Here is a 16,508-nt window from a genome sequence, read left to right on the forward strand (position 1 = left end):
TTTTAATAACTTGGACTATCACCCTTTTGCAATCAGAGCATCAACTATTGGGTAATCTGCTGGGCACAAAGCGTAATCTTTGATTTGTGACTTAGCCAGCCACACCATAGCTTGATGACTATGCAGTTCACAGTGGCCTGATCGCCAATGACTGACATAGCCCTTTAGCTCGATAACTTTATCACCGTAGTCAAACACACTATTCGCAAGCCAAGCACCGGTTTGCGTTTCAATCGCTAACTCCTCGGCTAACTCACGCTCAAGCGCTTGCTCTGGTGTTTCATTAGGCTCTACTTTGCCGCCTGGAAACTCCCATAAACCACCTTGGCTAGCATCATCAAGCCGTTGAGCGAGTAGATACAATCCATCTTTCTCGATAACACCCGCCACCACGGTGATCCTTGGCTTCTTCGTCACAGTCATCACGACTTACTTACCGCAACACTGCTTGAATTTTTTACCGCTTTCACATGGACACGGATCATTACGGCCAATGTTTTTGTACGGGTTAACTGCCACGGCGCCCGCACCAATTTGCAGCTCATCAGCCGCCATCACCACTTCCGTAAGCATGATCTCAAGTTGCGGGTACAAAGAGGCAGGCGCTGGCATATTATCAATACCTGCCGCTTGCATTTGCGCTAATGTTTCTTGTTCGTTCATCACTAACATCAGGGTTGTGATCAACGCTGATAACATGTTCATTGTGCCGTCAGATAGTGTTTGCTCTGACCATGCTGGCTCAATGTGCGGCCAAACAGATAAGAAACCTTCCGCGAAATGCGCCATGCTCTCGCTGATACCCTGTTCTTCAGTCCAGCATACTTCAGCAGGTAAGTCATACTCGCCCGCTTTAATATGGCGATATTGCAGCTCAAAATGGTTTAACACCGCCACTTTGTGCTCATCAGACATGGTAACACCAGTCTCTTCCGTGCCATCGTCAAGCAGTACAGGAAGCCACACCTCGGGCTCTAGAGGCTTAGGGTTTGCGTTCGCAGCTAATAATGCGCCTTCAATAAACGCCGCTGGCATGCCTTCCCAATCATTAGGTAAGGTCATTAATGTCATCATGGGTTAATCCAATTTATCAGACTCTGGTTTGGCACGGATTATACAGCACTCCCCCGTAGCTGCCAGTCACCTCTCAGCGAAACAACTCTTAAGGTAGGTCAATAAAATTGAAGTTTTTTGCGCAAATGTGTTGAAACCAAACACAATTAGAGGCAAAACTAGCGGTGGTCGTTAACACCGTTATGCAAGGGATACAAACAATGCAGGGAAAAATGCACGCCGTCATTGCTGGGGCCAGTGGTTTAGTGGGTGATGAGTTACTTCATCAGTTACTGGCACATGATGATATTGCCACCGTTTACTCTATAGCACGACGCGAATTACCCTTTCGTAGCAAAAAGCTAAAACAAATCATCCACCCTGAATTACGTGTCACCGAATGGGGGGATACCGATCCCACACCCCAGATCGGCTTTATTTGTTTAGGCACGACCCGTAAGCAAGCTGGTTCAAATGCGGCATTAAAAGCGGTTGATTATCAACTAGTTAAAGACGTTGCATCGACCATGAAAATGCTGGGAGTTAACCATATCATTGTGGTCTCAAGCCTATTTGCCCACCCTTTTTCCCCCTCCCATTACTTACGCTGCAAAGGCAAAATGGAACAAACCCTTAAAGGGATGGGATTTGAACACTGCACTTTCGTCCGCCCAGGCCCACTAAAGGGAGAGCGTTCAAAACCACGTAAAGACGAAGCCATCACCCAAGGCTTGCTTGATTCCCTCCACCCTTTGCTGATTGGCCCTTTTGCTAACCTAACGCCTATCCCTGCAGATCGCGTCGCTAAAATCATGCTAAACCATGCTCTTCACCCAACAGGAGAAGAATCCAGCACCACAGTGATTGCAGGAAAAGATTTGTTCGCTTAGATGACATCACTCGCATTCCACACTACAATCACGCCCCTTCAATAGGTGAGATAAAAGAACTGTCATGCGAGTAATATTAGGGCCGATGGAAGGCGTCTTGGATCATTTGATGCGCGAGATGCTAACCGATATCAACGATTATGATCTCTGCGTGACGGAATTTGTCCGTGTTGTCGATCAATTATTGCCAAGCAGTGTGTTTCACCGTTTATGCCCAGAGCTACAGCAAGGCGGCAAAACAAAGGCTGGCACACCTGTTCGTGTGCAACTTCTAGGGCAAGACCCACACTGGATGGCAGAAAATGCTTATCGCGCCCACCAGCTAGGCTCTGCTGGCGTGGATATCAATTTTGGTTGCCCTGCTAAATCGGTAAATAAGAGCCGTGGCGGCGCTGTATTACTGAAAGACCCCGAGCAAATCTATCAAATCGTTAAATCAGTGCGTGAAGCCGTTCATCCAACCAAGCCGGTGACAGCGAAGGTGCGTCTTGGCTGGGACGACCCCAATCACTGTTTTGAAATTGCCGATGCAGTACAACAAGCAGGCGCTGATGAAATAGCGATTCATGCCCGCACTAAAATTGATGGTTACAAAGCCGACACGATTAAATGGGATTATATTGGCCAACTGCGTCAACGCTTACGTATGCCTATTATTGCTAATGGTGAAGTGTGGAATTATCAAGACGGGCAGCGCTGTATTGAATCGACACAGACCGATGCATTGATGGTGTGCCGCGGCGCCCTTAATCTGCCTAACCTCTGTAATGTGGTAAAGCACAACGACAGACACATGACATGGACAGATGTTTTAGCACTCTTGCTTAAATACTCTGAATATGAAATTAAAGGCGACAAAGGGCTCTACTACCCTAATCGTGTGAAGCAGTGGTTTGCTTACTTGCGCCATGAATACCCGCAAGCCAAAGAATTGTTTGTGGATATTCGCAGCCACAAAAAGGCCGCGCCGATTATTGAAGTATTACAGCGTGCACATGATAACGAGCAGTCTCAATAACCAAGCTAATCACCTAACCAATCAAGATGGTGTATATCTCGCTGTGCTTTAGTCTGTTGGCAATTCGACGATTGCTCACAATTGTAACGATAACTGTAATCGTCCCATAAGATATGATCTAAGCTCTCAGCGCCATGAGGGCTTAAACCTTGGGAGCGAAGATCTGTTCCAGCCTTTCTCTCTATCTCGTTCATAATCATACCTGCCTGTAATGAAGATGACGTTGCTTATAATATTTATAGACCAAAATTGGTTATATAAATATCACCCAATAACGCAGATCGAAAAAACCCAGCATCAAGCTGGGTTTTCAGTATTTAGCACAATTTAAAATCTAGCGATTGGGATGATTTAAAATGTGATCTTCCCAATCAATTACATCAATCTCGTACACGACTTGGCCGCATACCGATTCATTCGCTTTGTGCATCGCGTCTTTAGAGCCCGTAATCAGTGGATGCCACTCTGCTAGGTCTTTACCTTCTGCCAGCATACGGTAAGCACAGGTATCAGGAAGCCAAACGAACTCATCAATACGATCGCGAGTTAGCTTCAAACACTCTTCACCGGATTCAAAACGGTTTGGATAATCTTTACATGAGCACGTTTTATCGTCGAGCAGGCTACAAGCAACATTCGTGTAGTAGATCTCATCGGTATCGTCGTCGATAAGCTTGTGCAAACAACACTTTCCGCAGCCGTCACACAGCGATTCCCACTCATCATCTGTCATATCGCGTAAATCTTTTTGCTGCCAAAACTGCGTCATACTCACTACCTCTATCTTGTTACTCCCCGCTCGATCAAGCAAAGAAGGCGGTGTTATAGCGAGCCACAGCATAAAGTGCAAGCATTAGCCGTCAGCAAGATAACAATTACCTATGTAATAATAATCACTCTTATCTAAATGCTAAATTTACGGCTTTTTTTGACCGTTTATAGCAAGAGTGATAACGTTCGCGTCCATTTTGAGCATAGTGCTCATACGAACCACATCTAGAGTATAGGAAGTGTTATGGAATGTCGTTTAGGTTGCGGAGCATGCTGTATCGCCCCTAGCATTTCGTCCCCAATCCCAGGTATGCCAAATGGGAAGCCTGCGGGTATGCGCTGCGTACAACTAAATGAAGAGAACTTATGTAAGCTCTTTGGAAAACCAGAACGCCCTAAAGTATGTCATTACTTTAAGGCGTGTCCTGATCTGTGCGGTAAAACGAATCAGCAAGCATTGGATAATATTACAGAGTTAGAAAGCTTAACCTAAGTCGGTTAGCGAGCTATCGCTAATCTGGCTATCTGAGTAATACTGCTTACCTGAACGCTACGGCCAACTAAGACGCAATTTTCCCCGTTAAAATACGTAATGCTGATTTAGCATGTTCTACAGCCTGATGGCCAGAGAACGTTAAGTAGCCACCATCTTCTTGGGTTACTAATCCTTTCGCGTAAAGACGCTTCGCTGCATCGACTAATTCAGGCGCTGCATCTGTACGTACTTTGATCCCTTCTAAATCACTGTGCATTGGGAATTTAACTAACAGGTTTAGTTCTGCGACAAGTTCATTGTTGTATGGCATAGGTACCTCATTCTCTATTTTTAGTGCTGTCTTAATACTAGCGGCTAGCCATAATAAAAATAGGTGATGAGATCATATCTCTGCCACTCTATATCGCGAATAAAGCGACATAGTTCAAAGATTGCAAAATGAAAAAAAACCGCTCTAAAAGAGCGGTCTTAATATTGAATGTTTTTTCAGCAGTTTATGCTTGAATACCCACAATCAACCAGGGTGCATTTGGTGTGACTAAGTCACGCTCTAAATGCCATACGTCCGTGATATCTTCTTCAACACCCTCGTTACTGTCTTTGTAACGGCCAGAGAATTGAATACTCAGCTGCGCCATATTCGCATCGTAATCAGCACGCACTAGCTCAGCATCAACATACATTACCTCGGTATGTTGCTCACCAACTAGCTTTGCGCGTTCACCAGAAAGATCAGCAAATAATGCTGGTGAAACATATTCACGAATTTTATCTAATTCGTTATGGTTCCACGCACCTTGAATGACGCGGTAGTGATCGCGAGATCCACTTAAAAACGCATTCATATTGAAGTTTGGCGGCAGATTGAATGGCACATCACTATCTGTTGATGCATAACCATGGTTAGGTTGTGCGCTTGATGCTGTATTCGCTTGTGCTGCTTGACGGTATTGAGGCTGTTGCTGCTGTGGGGAATTCCCCGCATAAGCTTCTCTGTGTCCCATTGGCGTCGATTTAGTACCACGCATAGTTTTGAATAGTTTGAAAATAACAAACGCAATCAAGCCAATGATCAGGATATCCATGAACTGGATACCATCAAAAGCACCGCCAAAGAATGCCGCTAATAATCCACCAGCAAGCAAGCCACCTAACAAACCACCCATTAAGCCTTTTTTACTCGACTGAGCTGCTGGGCTGGCTTTTTGTTTGCCAATCGAATCCGTTTGTTGTGGCTGTTGTTTTTTCGCTGGGGCTGTTTTAAAGCTCTTACCGAAAGATTTACCGCCACCAAATTTCTTTGCGTCTGCATGAGGTGCAACAAATGTTACCGCCACGATCAGAGCAAAAAGCGTGAAAAAGCGTTTCATCAAAAATACCTTTGCCAAAATAAGCTCCCAGCATCGTAGCGGCAAGCGTTGGAAAGTCAATCACACAGGTATCTCAAAATGTTACCATTTCGTTTATTTCCCTTAATTCAACACTTTTTAAGCGAATTAAACTTTCTTAGCCTGCATGATAATGCTAATACTTAACCTATCCAGGCCGTCATAATGGACGGCTATACTTATGGTGAACATACAATGCAAGATACGCATAGCAAAGTCATTGGCTACCTTCTGTGGATTTTTGGTTTCACAGGGGCGCACCGCTTTTATTACGGCAAACCAGTAACAGGTACAATTTGGTTTTTAACGCTGGGACTGTTCGGTATTGGCTGGTTAATTGACTTGTTTTTAATCCCATCGATGGATAGAGAAGCTGACATGCGATTTCAAGCCGGTGATGTTGATTACAATGTCGCGTGGTTGTTGCTGACATTCCTTGGCTTTTTAGGTGTACATCGCATGTACATGGGTAAGTGGCTTACTGGCATTTTGTATCTTTGTACATTTGGCTTTTTCCTGATTGGGATACTGATCGATTTTTGGACGTTAAATGATCAAGTATCGATTGAAAATAGCCAGAAACGCCGCAGCTAAAACGTCATAAAATTGACAGGCAAATATTTAGCCAACCTAGAGTGAGAGAGGGTTCACAACATGTTTTGTAATGAAAAACGGCCCCTCAATACACCTTGACCCGAGGTGTATGGAAGGATTAAAATATCGAACATCGTTCTATATTGTACAGCTATAATTCAGTTTCCTAGGTGAGGGTTTACCAATGAAATGTAGCTGAGTGAAATTTTTATATTCGAAAGAGACAACTTAATGGCAAGAAGAAATGACCACACTCGTGAAGAGTTGGTAAGCATGACATTGGAGCAAGTGAAGCTATTTTTAAGTGAGCATCCGCATCACGAACTTAGCCTTCGCAAAGTTGCCGCCATGATTGGTTATGTACCAAGTACGCTGGTCAATGTTTTTGGTAACTACAACCTTTTGCTACTTCACTCTGTTGCCCAAACTCTTGATGAATTATTTGCTGAAGCTGCAGTACAAATGGATAGCGCAACCTCATCAGAAGATGCATTGCGTAAGTTGGCCTACTGCTACTTAAATTTTGCGTCTAAAAACCCATACCGTTGGCAGCTTATTTTCCAGCACACCATGAATGGTGAGCAACTACCTGACTGGCAATCTGATCGTATCAACAATATGACAGGCATGCTTGAAAAGCTGATCCGCGACATTAACCCGAACAACAGCGATGAGTCGATTCTAGAAGCAAGTCGTGTGATTTGGGCGGGTGTACACGGTATTACTCTACTGTCAGTTGACGACAAATTATTTACCTCAACACCTGTTGATGGCAAAGCACTGATCGATAACTTGCTCAATACTTATTTAGCCGCTTGGCAACAATAAGCGGAGTAAACAATGAGTAACAAGCCTCAGTCGCGGCTATTAACAAAACAACGTTTTTTACCGTACTTTCTGACTCAGGCGCTAGGGGCATTCAACGATAACGTGTATAAAAACGTGTTATTGATTTTGATTGCCTTTTCTGCACCTGGCGCACTCCCTTTTAGTTCAGACTTAGCAATTAATCTTGCTGCGGGTCTGTTCATTTTGCCATTTTTCTTATTTTCAGCCACTGCCGGTGTGTTAGCCGATAAATATGACAAAGCGCAGATCATGCGAATCGTCAAATTTGCTGAAATTGTTATCATGTCTTTAGCGGCTGTCGCTTTCTTATTTGAGAGTTACTTACTGCTGCTGGTGCTCTTGTTCCTAATGGGGACACAGTCGACATTTTTTGGCCCGGCAAAATACGCACTACTGCCTCAACATTTGAAAAAAGATGAGTTAGTTTCAGGTAATGCTTTAGTTGAAACAGGCACTTTCGTCGCTATTTTGTTGGGAACCTTGCTGGCAGGTATTATTGCCAACCAAGAACACGCACCACTTATCGCGGCGATCAGCGTGGTGAGTTTTGCCGTGATGGGCTATCTGACATCGCGTTGGATCCCTGAAGCCAAACCAAGCACACCCGATATCACCTTCAAATGGCAACCTTGGCGTCAAACTCGGCATACGCTGAAATTAGCTCGTCAAGACAAAACCATTTTTCAGTGTGTGATTGGTATCAGCTGGTTCTGGTTCTTGGGGGCTTGTTACCTCACGCAGTTCCCTAACTTTGCTAAGCAATACTTAGGTGGCAATGCGGCGTCGGTCTCTTTCTTGTTAGCACTGTTTTCAATTGGTATTGCCGTCGGCTCACTCTTGTGTGACCGCTTGTCGAACCACAGAATTGAACCTGGTATTGTGCCGCTCGGCAGTTTAGGCATCACGATCTTTACCGCAGATCTCATGTTTGCCACGCCAACAACCATTGCTACTGCGGATTCATTCTTGGCCTTTGTGACGAACCCTGAATTACTCCGTGTATTCATCTCGTTAACCATGCTTGGCGTGTCTGGTGGTATTTTTATCGTGCCTTTGTATGCCATGATGCAAAACCGAGCAAAACCTGAAGAACGAGCCCAAATCATCGCTGCAAATAATATCTGGAATGCCTTATTCATGGTAATGAGTGCAATCACAGCCATAGTTTGCCTCTCGATACTGGGCATGGGTATACCACAATTTTTCTTTATGCTCGCCATGATGAACTTAGTGGCTGTTTGCTATATTTATTGCCAAGTGCCTGACTTCTTTTGGCGTTTTATGGTGTGGATTGTGACCCACACTATGTACCGTGTTAAACACAAAGATTTACTTAATATTCCAGAAACAGGTGGCGCTTTAATTGTCTGTAACCATGTGACCTACATGGATGCGCTGATATTAGCAGGTTCGACACCTCGGCCGATCCGCTTTTTAATGGATCGCGATATCTATAGCTTGCCGCTGGTTAAACGCTTCTGTAACGCATGTAATGTGATCCCCATTGATGCTGAAGATCGCCGCTCTGTGGCTATCGCATTAAACCAAGTGAGTGAACGCTTAAACCGTGGCGATGTTGTTTGCATCTTCCCTGAAGGGCAACTGACATACGATGGTGAAATGGGCCCCTTCTTACGTGGCATTAATGTTGTGCTTAAGCGCACCAACCCGACGGTTAAAGTTATCCCTATGGCATTGCAAGGCCTGTGGGGAAGTTACTTCAGTCGTGAGGGGGGGAAAGCGATTTTAAAAATACCCAAGCGTTTTTGGTCTAAGGTCACTGTGCTTGCAGGAGAGCCAATGCTCACTAGCGATGTTACAAGCGATATACTACGCGAGCGCGTATTACAGCTACGTGACAATAAAGGCTAACCTCTTCAGGTAATATATTACTGTCTATCTCCTAGGTGGGAGTAGACATGAAAAAGGCGCTATTCATAGCGCCTTTTCTTTCTGGGTAACAACGTATTCAGTTACTTAGTGGAATTGGGATAACTTTGCTCATCCAGCCATTGCTGTAATTGTGAGCGTGAAACTTTAATGCCTCGCCCACTCAGATGTTCAGGAAAAGTTAGATAGCTAACGGGTCTTTTGAATCCTGTCACCTGCTCTGCCATAAACAGCTCCAGCTCATTTACTAAGCCAGCATCTAAAGGCAAGGCCGTGGTGATAATGGCAACAGGGCGTTGGCCATACTCATCGTCTGCTCGCGGTAATACAAATGCTTGCTGAACCTTAGGGTGAGTCGTTAGTACCTTTTCAACCGTCTCTGGTTGTATGTTTTCGCCACCAGAGATAAACATATTGTCCGCACGACCAAGAATGACTAGCTCATCGTTTTGCCATTCACCCAAATCACGGGTGCTAAACCACTCACCTTCTGTGGCTGGAAAAATCATTTGATTACGGTAATAGCCTAAACATAAACTCGCTCCGCGAACAAAAATCTCCCCCTCTTTCACCATCAGCTCTCGATGCGGGATCACATGCCCGACACCGCTACTGCGATCTGCCCGCTTCACTGTGACCGTTGATGCCATTTCTGTCATTCCATAACCGCACCAACAGGCAATACCCGCTTGTTCAGCTTGCTCGGTTAATGATGGCGGGATCACTGCTCCACCAAGTAACACTTCTTTTAGTTGCCAAGCTTGATTAGGCTCTTGAGTGTTATCCAGTAAGCGTTGTAATTGCGTTGGCACTAAAGACGCATGCGTCACTTGACGCAATTCATCGGCTAAATCCGCCGATTTAGGGATCACAATAGCAGCACCACTATGCAGCCAACGCCACACAATCGCCATACCCGATACATGGTACAAAGGCAGCGATAATAACCAGCTATCACCGGGGGTGAAACTCATCAAACTGAGCAAGCCATCGGCGCTGGCAAGGTGTTGCTCTGCGGTATGAACTACGGCTTTCGGTAGCCCAGTTGATCCCGACGTTAAGGTATACGTAACAGCTCGTGACGGTTGCCAAGTCACAGGGACAAGGCGCGGCTGGATTGCAGGCAGTAAACGCAAGATTTGAGGTACGTTGACTGACGAGCAAGCGTCATCTTGCTGCTGTGGAATAAAGCTCGATTTTGGCGGTAACCAAATAGCTTGTGGTTTTAATTCATCAAGAATGGCATTCAGCTCAATATCTGAAAACCTTGGGTTCAATCCCACATAGCGTGCACCAATGCGTATCGTTGCCAAAAAGAGCCAAACTAAATGCACAGAATTAGGTGCTATTGCCGCCACTAATTGATCACGCTTAATGCCTTGTTCGATCAAACCCTGGGCATATTGTTCAATACGCTCAGATACTTCATGCCAACTAAAGCTTTGTTCCCCAAACGACAAAGCGGCCGCTGACGGCCGCTCTGTTGCCCAATGTTGCCAGGGCCATGTGGAGAAGTGAGTTATTACTTCTGCCATACCACCTCAAGTTCTGAGAGCGGCGTCACCGGTAAATCACAACCCGGCCAAGCCTGCTCCAACTGTGCTTTAAATAATTGCATCGTATCAAGCCCAGGGATCACAGCGGGTGTTTGCCACTGCGACAAACGCGCTAACTGATTCAAACCTAAGCTTGATTCCATGCTTGAACTAATAATTGCCGTTAAACCGACGGCTTGTGCTTGCGCTACCAACGAGATACAGCGAGCGACCGAACCAACCAATGTTGGTTTAATCACAATTGCCACCACGCCGTCTTCCGCTTTCACTTCAAAACCTTCATCGCGTACGGTTTCATCCCACGCAATGCTAATGCCGGTTTCTTTGGCAAACGCTAAGCTATCTGCTGGGTTCATGCAAGGCTCTTCTAAGAAAGCGATCCCAGCACGATGTTCTGGCTTAACATATTTAGCAAATTGCTGCGCTTTAATAGGCGTCCATTGACGGTTTGCATCTAAACGCAATTTTACGTCAGGGATCGCTTCAATGAACATGTTTGCCACAATACCATCGCGTACTGCTTCATACATACCCACTTTAATTTTAGCGACTTTTTCACCCGGCATTTGGTTAAGTTGTTCAACCAAGTCATCGGGATCGCCAGAGCATAGCGGTGCAACTAAATAATTACCTTCGGCAGGTAACCCACCCGCTAGCTCAAGTTCCGCCATACTCAGGCCGAACGCGACAGATGGGTAGGCATCGCTAAGATCAAATGCGGCATTTTCATTGGTAGCCCAAGCTTCAAGTAACTGCTGAGCTTGCTCACCCGCTTGCTCAGCCGTTTCATTACTAAATTCAGGTAATGGGGCAATTTCACCAAACGCCACTTTATCGCCGTCACGCAGCTCAACGACCCAACCTTCACGGGTCACTAAACGCTGTGAGCGTAAGATGACGCCCGAATCCATCGGCAGCGCGTAACGATACAGTTTTACACTTCGCATATCGGTTAGCCTTATGGGTTACGCTTAAACTTGCTGAAGTCAGGGCGACGCTTCTCATTGAATGAGTTACGACCTTCTTGGCCTTCTTCTGTCATGTAGAACATCATGGTTGCGTTACCCGCCAGCTCTTGAAGACCCGCTTGGCCATCACAATCTGCATTGAGCGCTGATTTCAAGCAACGCAGTGCCATTGGGCTGTGTTGCAGTGTTTCACGACACCAACGCACCGTTTCACGCTCAAGTTCAGCATAAGGAACAACATGGTTTACGAGCCCCATATCCAATGCTTCTTGTGCATCGTAGAAACGGCATAAGAACCAAATTTCGCGTGCTTTTTTCTGACCAACGATACGCGCCATGTAAGACGCACCCCAGCCACCATCAAATGAACCAACCTTAGGGCCCGTTTGACCAAACTGTGCGTTATCAGCCGCAATGGTTAAGTCACACATCATGTGTAAAACATGACCACCACCTACAGCGTAACCCGCTACAGCAGCAATCACAGGCTTAGGACAAGTACGGATTTGACGTTGGAAGTCCAGTACATTTAGGTGGTGAGTACCTTCATTGTCACGGTAACCGCCGTAGTCGCCACGGATCTTCTGATCACCGCCAGAACAGAATGCATCTTCACCCTGACCAGTTAAGACAATCACACCCACATTTTCGTCGTAACGTGCGTTTGCTAACGCATCAATCATTTCTTTAACCGTTTGCGGGCGAAATGCATTACGAACTTGTGGACGGTTAATGGTAATTTTTGCAATACCATCCGCTGATTTTTCAAAAAGAATATCTTCGTAGCCTTCAGAGCAATCAGCCCATTCAACCGGTGCGTACAATTCTTCTTCTGTCAGACCTACAGTTCTAGCCATGATGTTTTCCTAATCTTTTTTAACTGCGTTATGAGAGCAATCGCACTCAACAACGTTTAACAAACTCTTCGACGCACCCACTAAACGCTTGAGGTCGTTCAATGTGTACATTATGCCCCGCACCCACAACAGCAATATTGTCTAGTGCTGATGCTTGTGCCAAGCCTTTAAATTTTTCATCGTGCTCACCGTATATATAACAGTGAGGTACCGTGAGTTTTTGTAACTCTGGCAATAGTTCAGGCTGCTTGGATAATGACGTAGCCATCATCATTGCCGCCACTGCACTGCCAAGGTTATCACTGCGTTTTGTGATCAAACCTTGTCTTTGGTCATGATCCAGTGATGAAAATACCGCTTGCTGATACCAATCGGTTAAAACCTGATGCATCGGCTCATGGGCAAAACGATGCGCCCATTTTTCGTCATTTGCAAATCTTGTAGCACGTTCTGTCTGCGGTAACCCAAAATGACCGCCTTCAATCACCAAGCCTTTAAGTTTTGGTTGATTGTTAAGCATTGTTTCTGTGTTATTCACAACCGCCGCATGCTCAACTGTAAAATCTGGCTCATTTGAAAAAGCAGCGACAGCATGATACATGGCTAAACGCGCCCCCAACGAGTACCCAATCAGAACATACTCTGTCACCCCACGATGAAGTAAGGTCTCTGTAATTGCCGCATTCGCCTGTTCAAAATCAGTTACCGTCACACACTGACTCTGGCTGTGTCCTGGTAGATCAATGGCTAAACAAGGGTAATACGGTGATAAATAATCAATCACCAATCGCCAATCTTGCCCGCTCCCTAATAACCCATGCAGAAAAACCAAGGTGGGCTTACTCTGTAACAAGGTGAGGTCATTAGGGTAATAACTCTCAGAGTAGAGCAGCATTTTTCACCTCAGCAAAAAGGGCTTTTAAGGCTTCGCCCGCTTCACCCGCAGGGGTTTTCACTTCAATGAGAGTTGTACCTGCATGCGCTAAGCCTAAACGGACGGCATCTTCTGCTTGTGACAAGTTTTGTGGACACGCATAACCTAAACCAAACATGGCAGCTGCATGCTGAAAATCAAGACCATGTGGCATACGATAGAAGTCATCACGCTGATCGCTCGGCACAGGCAGCAAATCAAAGATGCCGCCACCATCGTTATTGGTCACTAGCACCACAATAGGGGTTGAAGCTTCTCGTAATAAGGCTAGTGAATTAAGGTCGTAGAGCAAAGAGGTATCACCAAGTAATACCATTAACGGCGCTTGTCGTGCGCGTTGTACACCCGCAGCCGTTGCAATCAAGCCATCAATACCCGAAGCACCACGATTGGCAAAAGTAACTGCAGTCGGCAAGCTACCACACATATCAAGTAAGCGTACAATGAGGCTATTACCTAAAAACCACTCAGTGTCCGCAGATGTCCAACTTGGTAAGCGCTCTGCAATGCTTAATTCACAAAGTTGTTCAGTATGCGATTGCAGTAATTGGCGGTATTGGGTACCCGCCCCTTCCAGTGCCTTCGCCCACCCTTTATACGCAGATTCTACAGGTAACTGCTCACAAATAATGAATGCTTGTTCAGCCCAATCTTTGGCATTGGATTGAATACGCACACCACGACGATGAGATGCATCTAAGCGGCCAATAGACGGGTCGATTAACCAATAATGCGACCAGTCAGTCGCAGCAATAAATTGACCTAAGCGTTTAGAAACAAGACGGGCACCAAATTGCAATAATGTATCGGCTTGCGCCATCAACTGCTGGCATGCTTCATTTTGTAGCCAGACATCAAAACCTTGATAGGCCGTGCTGCCCCCACTTTGCGGGTCGGCCAATAATGGCCAGCCAAGTTGCTGTGCTAATGCTTCAACCGCCGCAAACTCATAAGGCGGTAACTTACCCGCAACAATAACACCGCGGCCACGAAGCATTTCCGTCCATTGCTGAGGGTCGATGCAAGGCATGGCCGATACGGTGCCTAGCTGAAAAGTCAGGTAAGGCCGCTCATCCTCTTGCCATGCAGAAACCGGCGCAAGGTACTCTCTGAATGCGCGAGATTCACCGTATAAAGGTTCTGGATAATGGCAATTAAAATGCACCGCACCGCCAAGTTGCGCTTGCTGGTGCATGGCTTCATCAAGGGTTGTTAATAACCATGCGGCAGGAACATCAAGACTGGGAGACGGTATATCGTGATAAGCAGTAACATGAGAGGAGAAAATCCCTGCTTGGACAATCGCTTGGTTTGCGCCACAGGCAATTAACTCAGCAGGTCTATCTGAGGTTAATAACACCAGTTTTTCACCCGTTAACCCAGATTCAGCCACTGCAGGTAATAAGTTTGCCACTGCAGTGCCTGATGTCACTATCACCACAACAGGCAAATCACTGGCTTTCGCCAACCCTAATGCTAAAAAGCCTAAGCCACGCTCATCAAAATGCGTATGAATCGTTATATCAGGGTGATTTGCCGCCGCCAATGTTAGCGGCGTAGAACGAGAACCAGGCGCAATACAAACATCTTTAACACCTAATCGACTCAGCTCTTCAAGCATTAATCCTGCCCAGCATTGATTAAGTGCGGCGCGATAGGTGGTTGAAGGCATTAAAGGTTGTGTCATGCCGACTGACGCTCCATTTCTGTTTCATTACTATTCAGTAAGCTACACAATGTCGACGTTTTACGATCCAGCTCTTTCCATTCACTGTCCGCCGTTGAGCCAGGTACGATCCCTGCCCCCGCAAACAAGTGAATTTCCTCACCCATGATCAGGGCACTGCGGATCGCGACACAAAACTCACTACGGTGGCGACTTAAAAAGCCCACAGCACCACTGTACCACCCACGCGCAAACGGCTCATGAGTAGAAATAAAATCCAGTGCTTTATCTCGTGGCAAACCAGCAATCGCCGCTGTCGGTTGTAAGTTATCTAACAAGTCGGCGTTATACACCAGCTCATTAAGCTGACCACCAATACGACGCTTTAAGTGCTGTACTTTGCGTAAGCGCACTAACTCTGGCGTCTTCGCAACATCCAGAGCGTGACAACAGGTATTTAAGCGACTCACAATATCATCAACCACTAAGCGGTTTTCGTAACGATTTTTGCTGTCGTCCAATAACCACTGCGCCAAACGCCCATCCTCCGCTTCATTCGCGCCACGACCAATCGTGCCCGCTAATGCCTCGGTTTTAATGTCGCAGTGGTGACGCATGAATAGGCGTTCTGGGGTTGAACCAATAAAGCAATGCTTGGCATCAAGCGCCATCATAAAGTGAAAGCTATTCGCATTGCTGCTTCGACTGGCTTTCAATAACTGCGCAGGAGATACAGGCGCATCTAATTTCAGCGTCGTGCGGCGGGCTAAAACGACTTTTTCAAACACTTTTTGCGATATAGCATCAAGCGCTTGCCCTATCATGTTCGACCAGCCTGAAAAATCAGGCGCATGAGTTCGACCAATCACATTAGAGCGTATTTGGCTGATCGGCGACGTCGCTGTAGTTAATTTACTCAGCGCTGCGATCAACTGATCACGAATGGTCGATGATTCAGACAGGTTCACCGCCAAATGCCAACTATCATCCATTCGGATCACTTCGCACTGGGGCAAAAAGAAAAAAGAAGATAAGCAACGACGATTACGATCAGTACGGCCATCAAACGAACGGCCGCCCCACACTCGCTGATCATCGGCTAAGATTTTTTCAGCAACTAAAGGGTCGGTAAATGTCTTGATTTGACCTAAGGCCACCACTTCTTCTCGGCTATCTCGCGATTGCCAATAAAATTTTGGAAAAAGAGGCTGGGCGTCCATCCAGTCAATAAGATCAGTGTTTGTCGGTAAATTCATCTTTACCATCAAACGTTGAGTTGATTTTGAAGCGTGTTGAATCTTTTGGATTAATTGCTCAACAGCAGTTTGTAACGCGGTCAAGGTAACCTCACTCAGCTCTCTAGCACCTTACGGCTCATCCCTGGCTGATTGTTAGTGCGCCTATCACTGGACACAAATTCTACCTTCGCTACACCAATTATTCAGCCAAACACATAAAGTATGCATAACGCGAATCGGTATAACCATAAATTGATTGGGTCATTCTATCGTACTAATCCCAATCTGACTAATAAAGTCATTACTCAACATGAGTTTTCATATCTGGTCATAAAACGTC

The 16,508-nt window shown here is 45.9% G+C and carries 17 protein-coding genes; 6 read left to right on the forward strand and 11 right to left on the reverse strand.

The features are described from left to right. Positions 1 to 18: 18 nt before the first annotated feature. Positions 19 to 423, reverse strand: coding sequence for a (deoxy)nucleoside triphosphate pyrophosphohydrolase (locus L4C35_RS11790; RefSeq protein ID WP_428463042.1), 405 nt, complete (start codon positions 421 to 423; stop codon positions 19 to 21). 6 nt (positions 424 to 429) lie between these two features. Beyond that, positions 430 to 1,074: a YecA family protein gene (locus L4C35_RS11795; protein ID WP_428463043.1), complete on the reverse strand. Its 645-nt coding sequence runs from the start codon at positions 1,072 to 1,074 to the stop codon at positions 430 to 432. Positions 1,075 to 1,274: 200 nt separating this feature from the next. On the opposite strand from L4C35_RS11795, the gene L4C35_RS11800 reads away from it, so the two are divergent. Then, positions 1,275 to 1,943: an NAD(P)H-binding protein gene (locus L4C35_RS11800; RefSeq protein ID WP_428463044.1), complete on the forward strand. Its 669-nt coding sequence runs from the start codon at positions 1,275 to 1,277 to the stop codon at positions 1,941 to 1,943. Positions 1,944 to 2,007: 64 nt separating this feature from the next. Then, positions 2,008 to 2,961 carry a tRNA dihydrouridine(16) synthase DusC gene (gene dusC / locus L4C35_RS11805; RefSeq protein WP_428463045.1) on the forward strand — a complete coding sequence of 318 codons (954 nt, stop codon included), beginning with the start codon at positions 2,008 to 2,010 and terminating at the stop codon, positions 2,959 to 2,961. Positions 2,962 to 3,295: 334 nt separating this feature from the next. Here the strand turns inward: dusC and L4C35_RS11810 are convergent, their stop codons facing one another. Next, positions 3,296 to 3,730: a YcgN family cysteine cluster protein gene (locus tag L4C35_RS11810; RefSeq protein WP_428463046.1), complete on the reverse strand. Its 435-nt coding sequence runs from the start codon at positions 3,728 to 3,730 to the stop codon at positions 3,296 to 3,298. A 246-nt stretch (positions 3,731 to 3,976) separates the two neighbouring features. Between L4C35_RS11810 and L4C35_RS11815 the strand changes: the two genes are divergently transcribed. Then, positions 3,977 to 4,225: a YkgJ family cysteine cluster protein gene (locus L4C35_RS11815; RefSeq protein WP_428463047.1), complete on the forward strand. Its 249-nt coding sequence runs from the start codon at positions 3,977 to 3,979 to the stop codon at positions 4,223 to 4,225. 67 nt (positions 4,226 to 4,292) lie between these two features. On the opposite strand, the gene L4C35_RS11820 is transcribed toward L4C35_RS11815, so the two are convergent. After that, positions 4,293 to 4,538 (reverse strand): TIGR02647 family protein, encoded by a 246-nt coding sequence (locus L4C35_RS11820; RefSeq protein ID WP_428463048.1) that lies wholly within the window; start codon positions 4,536 to 4,538, stop codon positions 4,293 to 4,295. A 184-nt stretch (positions 4,539 to 4,722) separates the two neighbouring features. Continuing rightward, complete coding sequence (locus L4C35_RS11825; protein WP_428463049.1) at positions 4,723 to 5,598, reverse strand: Tim44 domain-containing protein; 876 nt, start codon at positions 5,596 to 5,598, stop codon at positions 4,723 to 4,725. 213 nt (positions 5,599 to 5,811) lie between these two features. Between L4C35_RS11825 and L4C35_RS11830 the strand changes: the two genes are divergently transcribed. From L4C35_RS11830 to L4C35_RS11840, 3 genes are all read left to right on the forward strand, one after another. After that, positions 5,812 to 6,210 carry an NINE protein gene (locus tag L4C35_RS11830; protein WP_428463122.1) on the forward strand — a complete coding sequence of 133 codons (399 nt, stop codon included), beginning with the start codon at positions 5,812 to 5,814 and terminating at the stop codon, positions 6,208 to 6,210. Positions 6,211 to 6,441: 231 nt separating this feature from the next. Further along, the gene (locus L4C35_RS11835; protein WP_428463050.1) at positions 6,442 to 7,038 is read left to right on the forward strand and encodes a TetR/AcrR family transcriptional regulator; all 597 of its coding nucleotides are present in this window, start codon (positions 6,442 to 6,444) and stop codon (positions 7,036 to 7,038) included. Positions 7,039 to 7,050: 12 nt separating this feature from the next. Further along, on the forward strand, positions 7,051 to 8,931 hold the full coding sequence (locus tag L4C35_RS11840; RefSeq protein ID WP_428463051.1) for an MFS transporter: 1,881 nt from the start codon (positions 7,051 to 7,053) through the stop codon (positions 8,929 to 8,931). Between the two features lie 101 nt (positions 8,932 to 9,032). On the opposite strand, the gene menE is transcribed toward L4C35_RS11840, so the two are convergent. The 6 genes from menE to L4C35_RS11870 are packed head-to-tail and all read right to left on the reverse strand — an operon-like array spanning position 9,033 to position 16,270. After that, positions 9,033 to 10,484, reverse strand: a complete 1,452-nt coding sequence (gene menE, locus L4C35_RS11845) for an o-succinylbenzoate--CoA ligase (protein WP_428463052.1) — start codon at positions 10,482 to 10,484, stop codon at positions 9,033 to 9,035. Further along, positions 10,472 to 11,452: an o-succinylbenzoate synthase gene (gene menC, locus L4C35_RS11850; RefSeq protein ID WP_428463053.1), complete on the reverse strand. Its 981-nt coding sequence runs from the start codon at positions 11,450 to 11,452 to the stop codon at positions 10,472 to 10,474. Before menC ends, menE begins: the two co-directional genes overlap by 13 nt. Before the next feature lie 11 nt (positions 11,453 to 11,463). Next, a complete protein-coding gene (gene menB / locus L4C35_RS11855; RefSeq protein ID WP_048899114.1) occupies positions 11,464 to 12,330 on the reverse strand; it encodes a 1,4-dihydroxy-2-naphthoyl-CoA synthase in 867 nt (288 codons plus the stop codon). 46 nt (positions 12,331 to 12,376) lie between these two features. Further along, positions 12,377 to 13,225 (reverse strand): 2-succinyl-6-hydroxy-2,4-cyclohexadiene-1-carboxylate synthase, encoded by an 849-nt coding sequence (gene menH / locus L4C35_RS11860; RefSeq protein ID WP_428463054.1) that lies wholly within the window; start codon positions 13,223 to 13,225, stop codon positions 12,377 to 12,379. Further along, positions 13,209 to 14,951 (reverse strand): 2-succinyl-5-enolpyruvyl-6-hydroxy-3-cyclohexene-1-carboxylic-acid synthase, encoded by a 1,743-nt coding sequence (menD, locus tag L4C35_RS11865; protein ID WP_428463055.1) that lies wholly within the window; start codon positions 14,949 to 14,951, stop codon positions 13,209 to 13,211. Before menD ends, menH begins: the two co-directional genes overlap by 17 nt. Beyond that, complete coding sequence (locus L4C35_RS11870; RefSeq protein ID WP_428463056.1) at positions 14,948 to 16,270, reverse strand: isochorismate synthase; 1,323 nt, start codon at positions 16,268 to 16,270, stop codon at positions 14,948 to 14,950. The genes menD and L4C35_RS11870 overlap by 4 nt, the downstream gene beginning before the upstream one ends. Positions 16,271 to 16,508 lie beyond the last annotated feature (238 nt).

It is taken from the genome of Photobacterium kagoshimensis (assembly GCF_050337045.1).
Classification (GTDB): Bacteria; Pseudomonadota; Gammaproteobacteria; order Enterobacterales; family Vibrionaceae; genus Photobacterium; species Photobacterium kagoshimensis.

Coding starts and splice junctions, on each gene's coding strand:
- L4C35_RS11790 (WP_428463042.1), bottom strand. CDS start 423: ATGACTGTGACGAAGAAGCCAAGGATCACCGTGGTGGCGGGTGTTATC.
- L4C35_RS11795 (WP_428463043.1), bottom strand. CDS start 1,074: ATGATGACATTAATGACCTTACCTAATGATTGGGAAGGCATGCCAGCG.
- L4C35_RS11800 (WP_428463044.1), top strand. CDS start 1,275: ATGCAGGGAAAAATGCACGCCGTCATTGCTGGGGCCAGTGGTTTAGTG.
- dusC (WP_428463045.1), top strand. CDS start 2,008: ATGCGAGTAATATTAGGGCCGATGGAAGGCGTCTTGGATCATTTGATG.
- L4C35_RS11810 (WP_428463046.1), bottom strand. CDS start 3,730: ATGACGCAGTTTTGGCAGCAAAAAGATTTACGCGATATGACAGATGAT.
- L4C35_RS11815 (WP_428463047.1), top strand. CDS start 3,977: ATGGAATGTCGTTTAGGTTGCGGAGCATGCTGTATCGCCCCTAGCATT.
- L4C35_RS11820 (WP_428463048.1), bottom strand. CDS start 4,538: ATGCCATACAACAATGAACTTGTCGCAGAACTAAACCTGTTAGTTAAA.
- L4C35_RS11825 (WP_428463049.1), bottom strand. CDS start 5,598: ATGAAACGCTTTTTCACGCTTTTTGCTCTGATCGTGGCGGTAACATTT.
- L4C35_RS11830 (WP_428463122.1), top strand. CDS start 5,812: ATGCAAGATACGCATAGCAAAGTCATTGGCTACCTTCTGTGGATTTTT.
- L4C35_RS11835 (WP_428463050.1), top strand. CDS start 6,442: ATGGCAAGAAGAAATGACCACACTCGTGAAGAGTTGGTAAGCATGACA.
- L4C35_RS11840 (WP_428463051.1), top strand. CDS start 7,051: ATGAGTAACAAGCCTCAGTCGCGGCTATTAACAAAACAACGTTTTTTA.
- menE (WP_428463052.1), bottom strand. CDS start 10,484: ATGGCAGAAGTAATAACTCACTTCTCCACATGGCCCTGGCAACATTGG.
- menC (WP_428463053.1), bottom strand. CDS start 11,452: ATGCGAAGTGTAAAACTGTATCGTTACGCGCTGCCGATGGATTCGGGC.
- menB (WP_048899114.1), bottom strand. CDS start 12,330: ATGGCTAGAACTGTAGGTCTGACAGAAGAAGAATTGTACGCACCGGTT.
- menH (WP_428463054.1), bottom strand. CDS start 13,225: ATGCTGCTCTACTCTGAGAGTTATTACCCTAATGACCTCACCTTGTTA.
- menD (WP_428463055.1), bottom strand. CDS start 14,951: ATGACACAACCTTTAATGCCTTCAACCACCTATCGCGCCGCACTTAAT.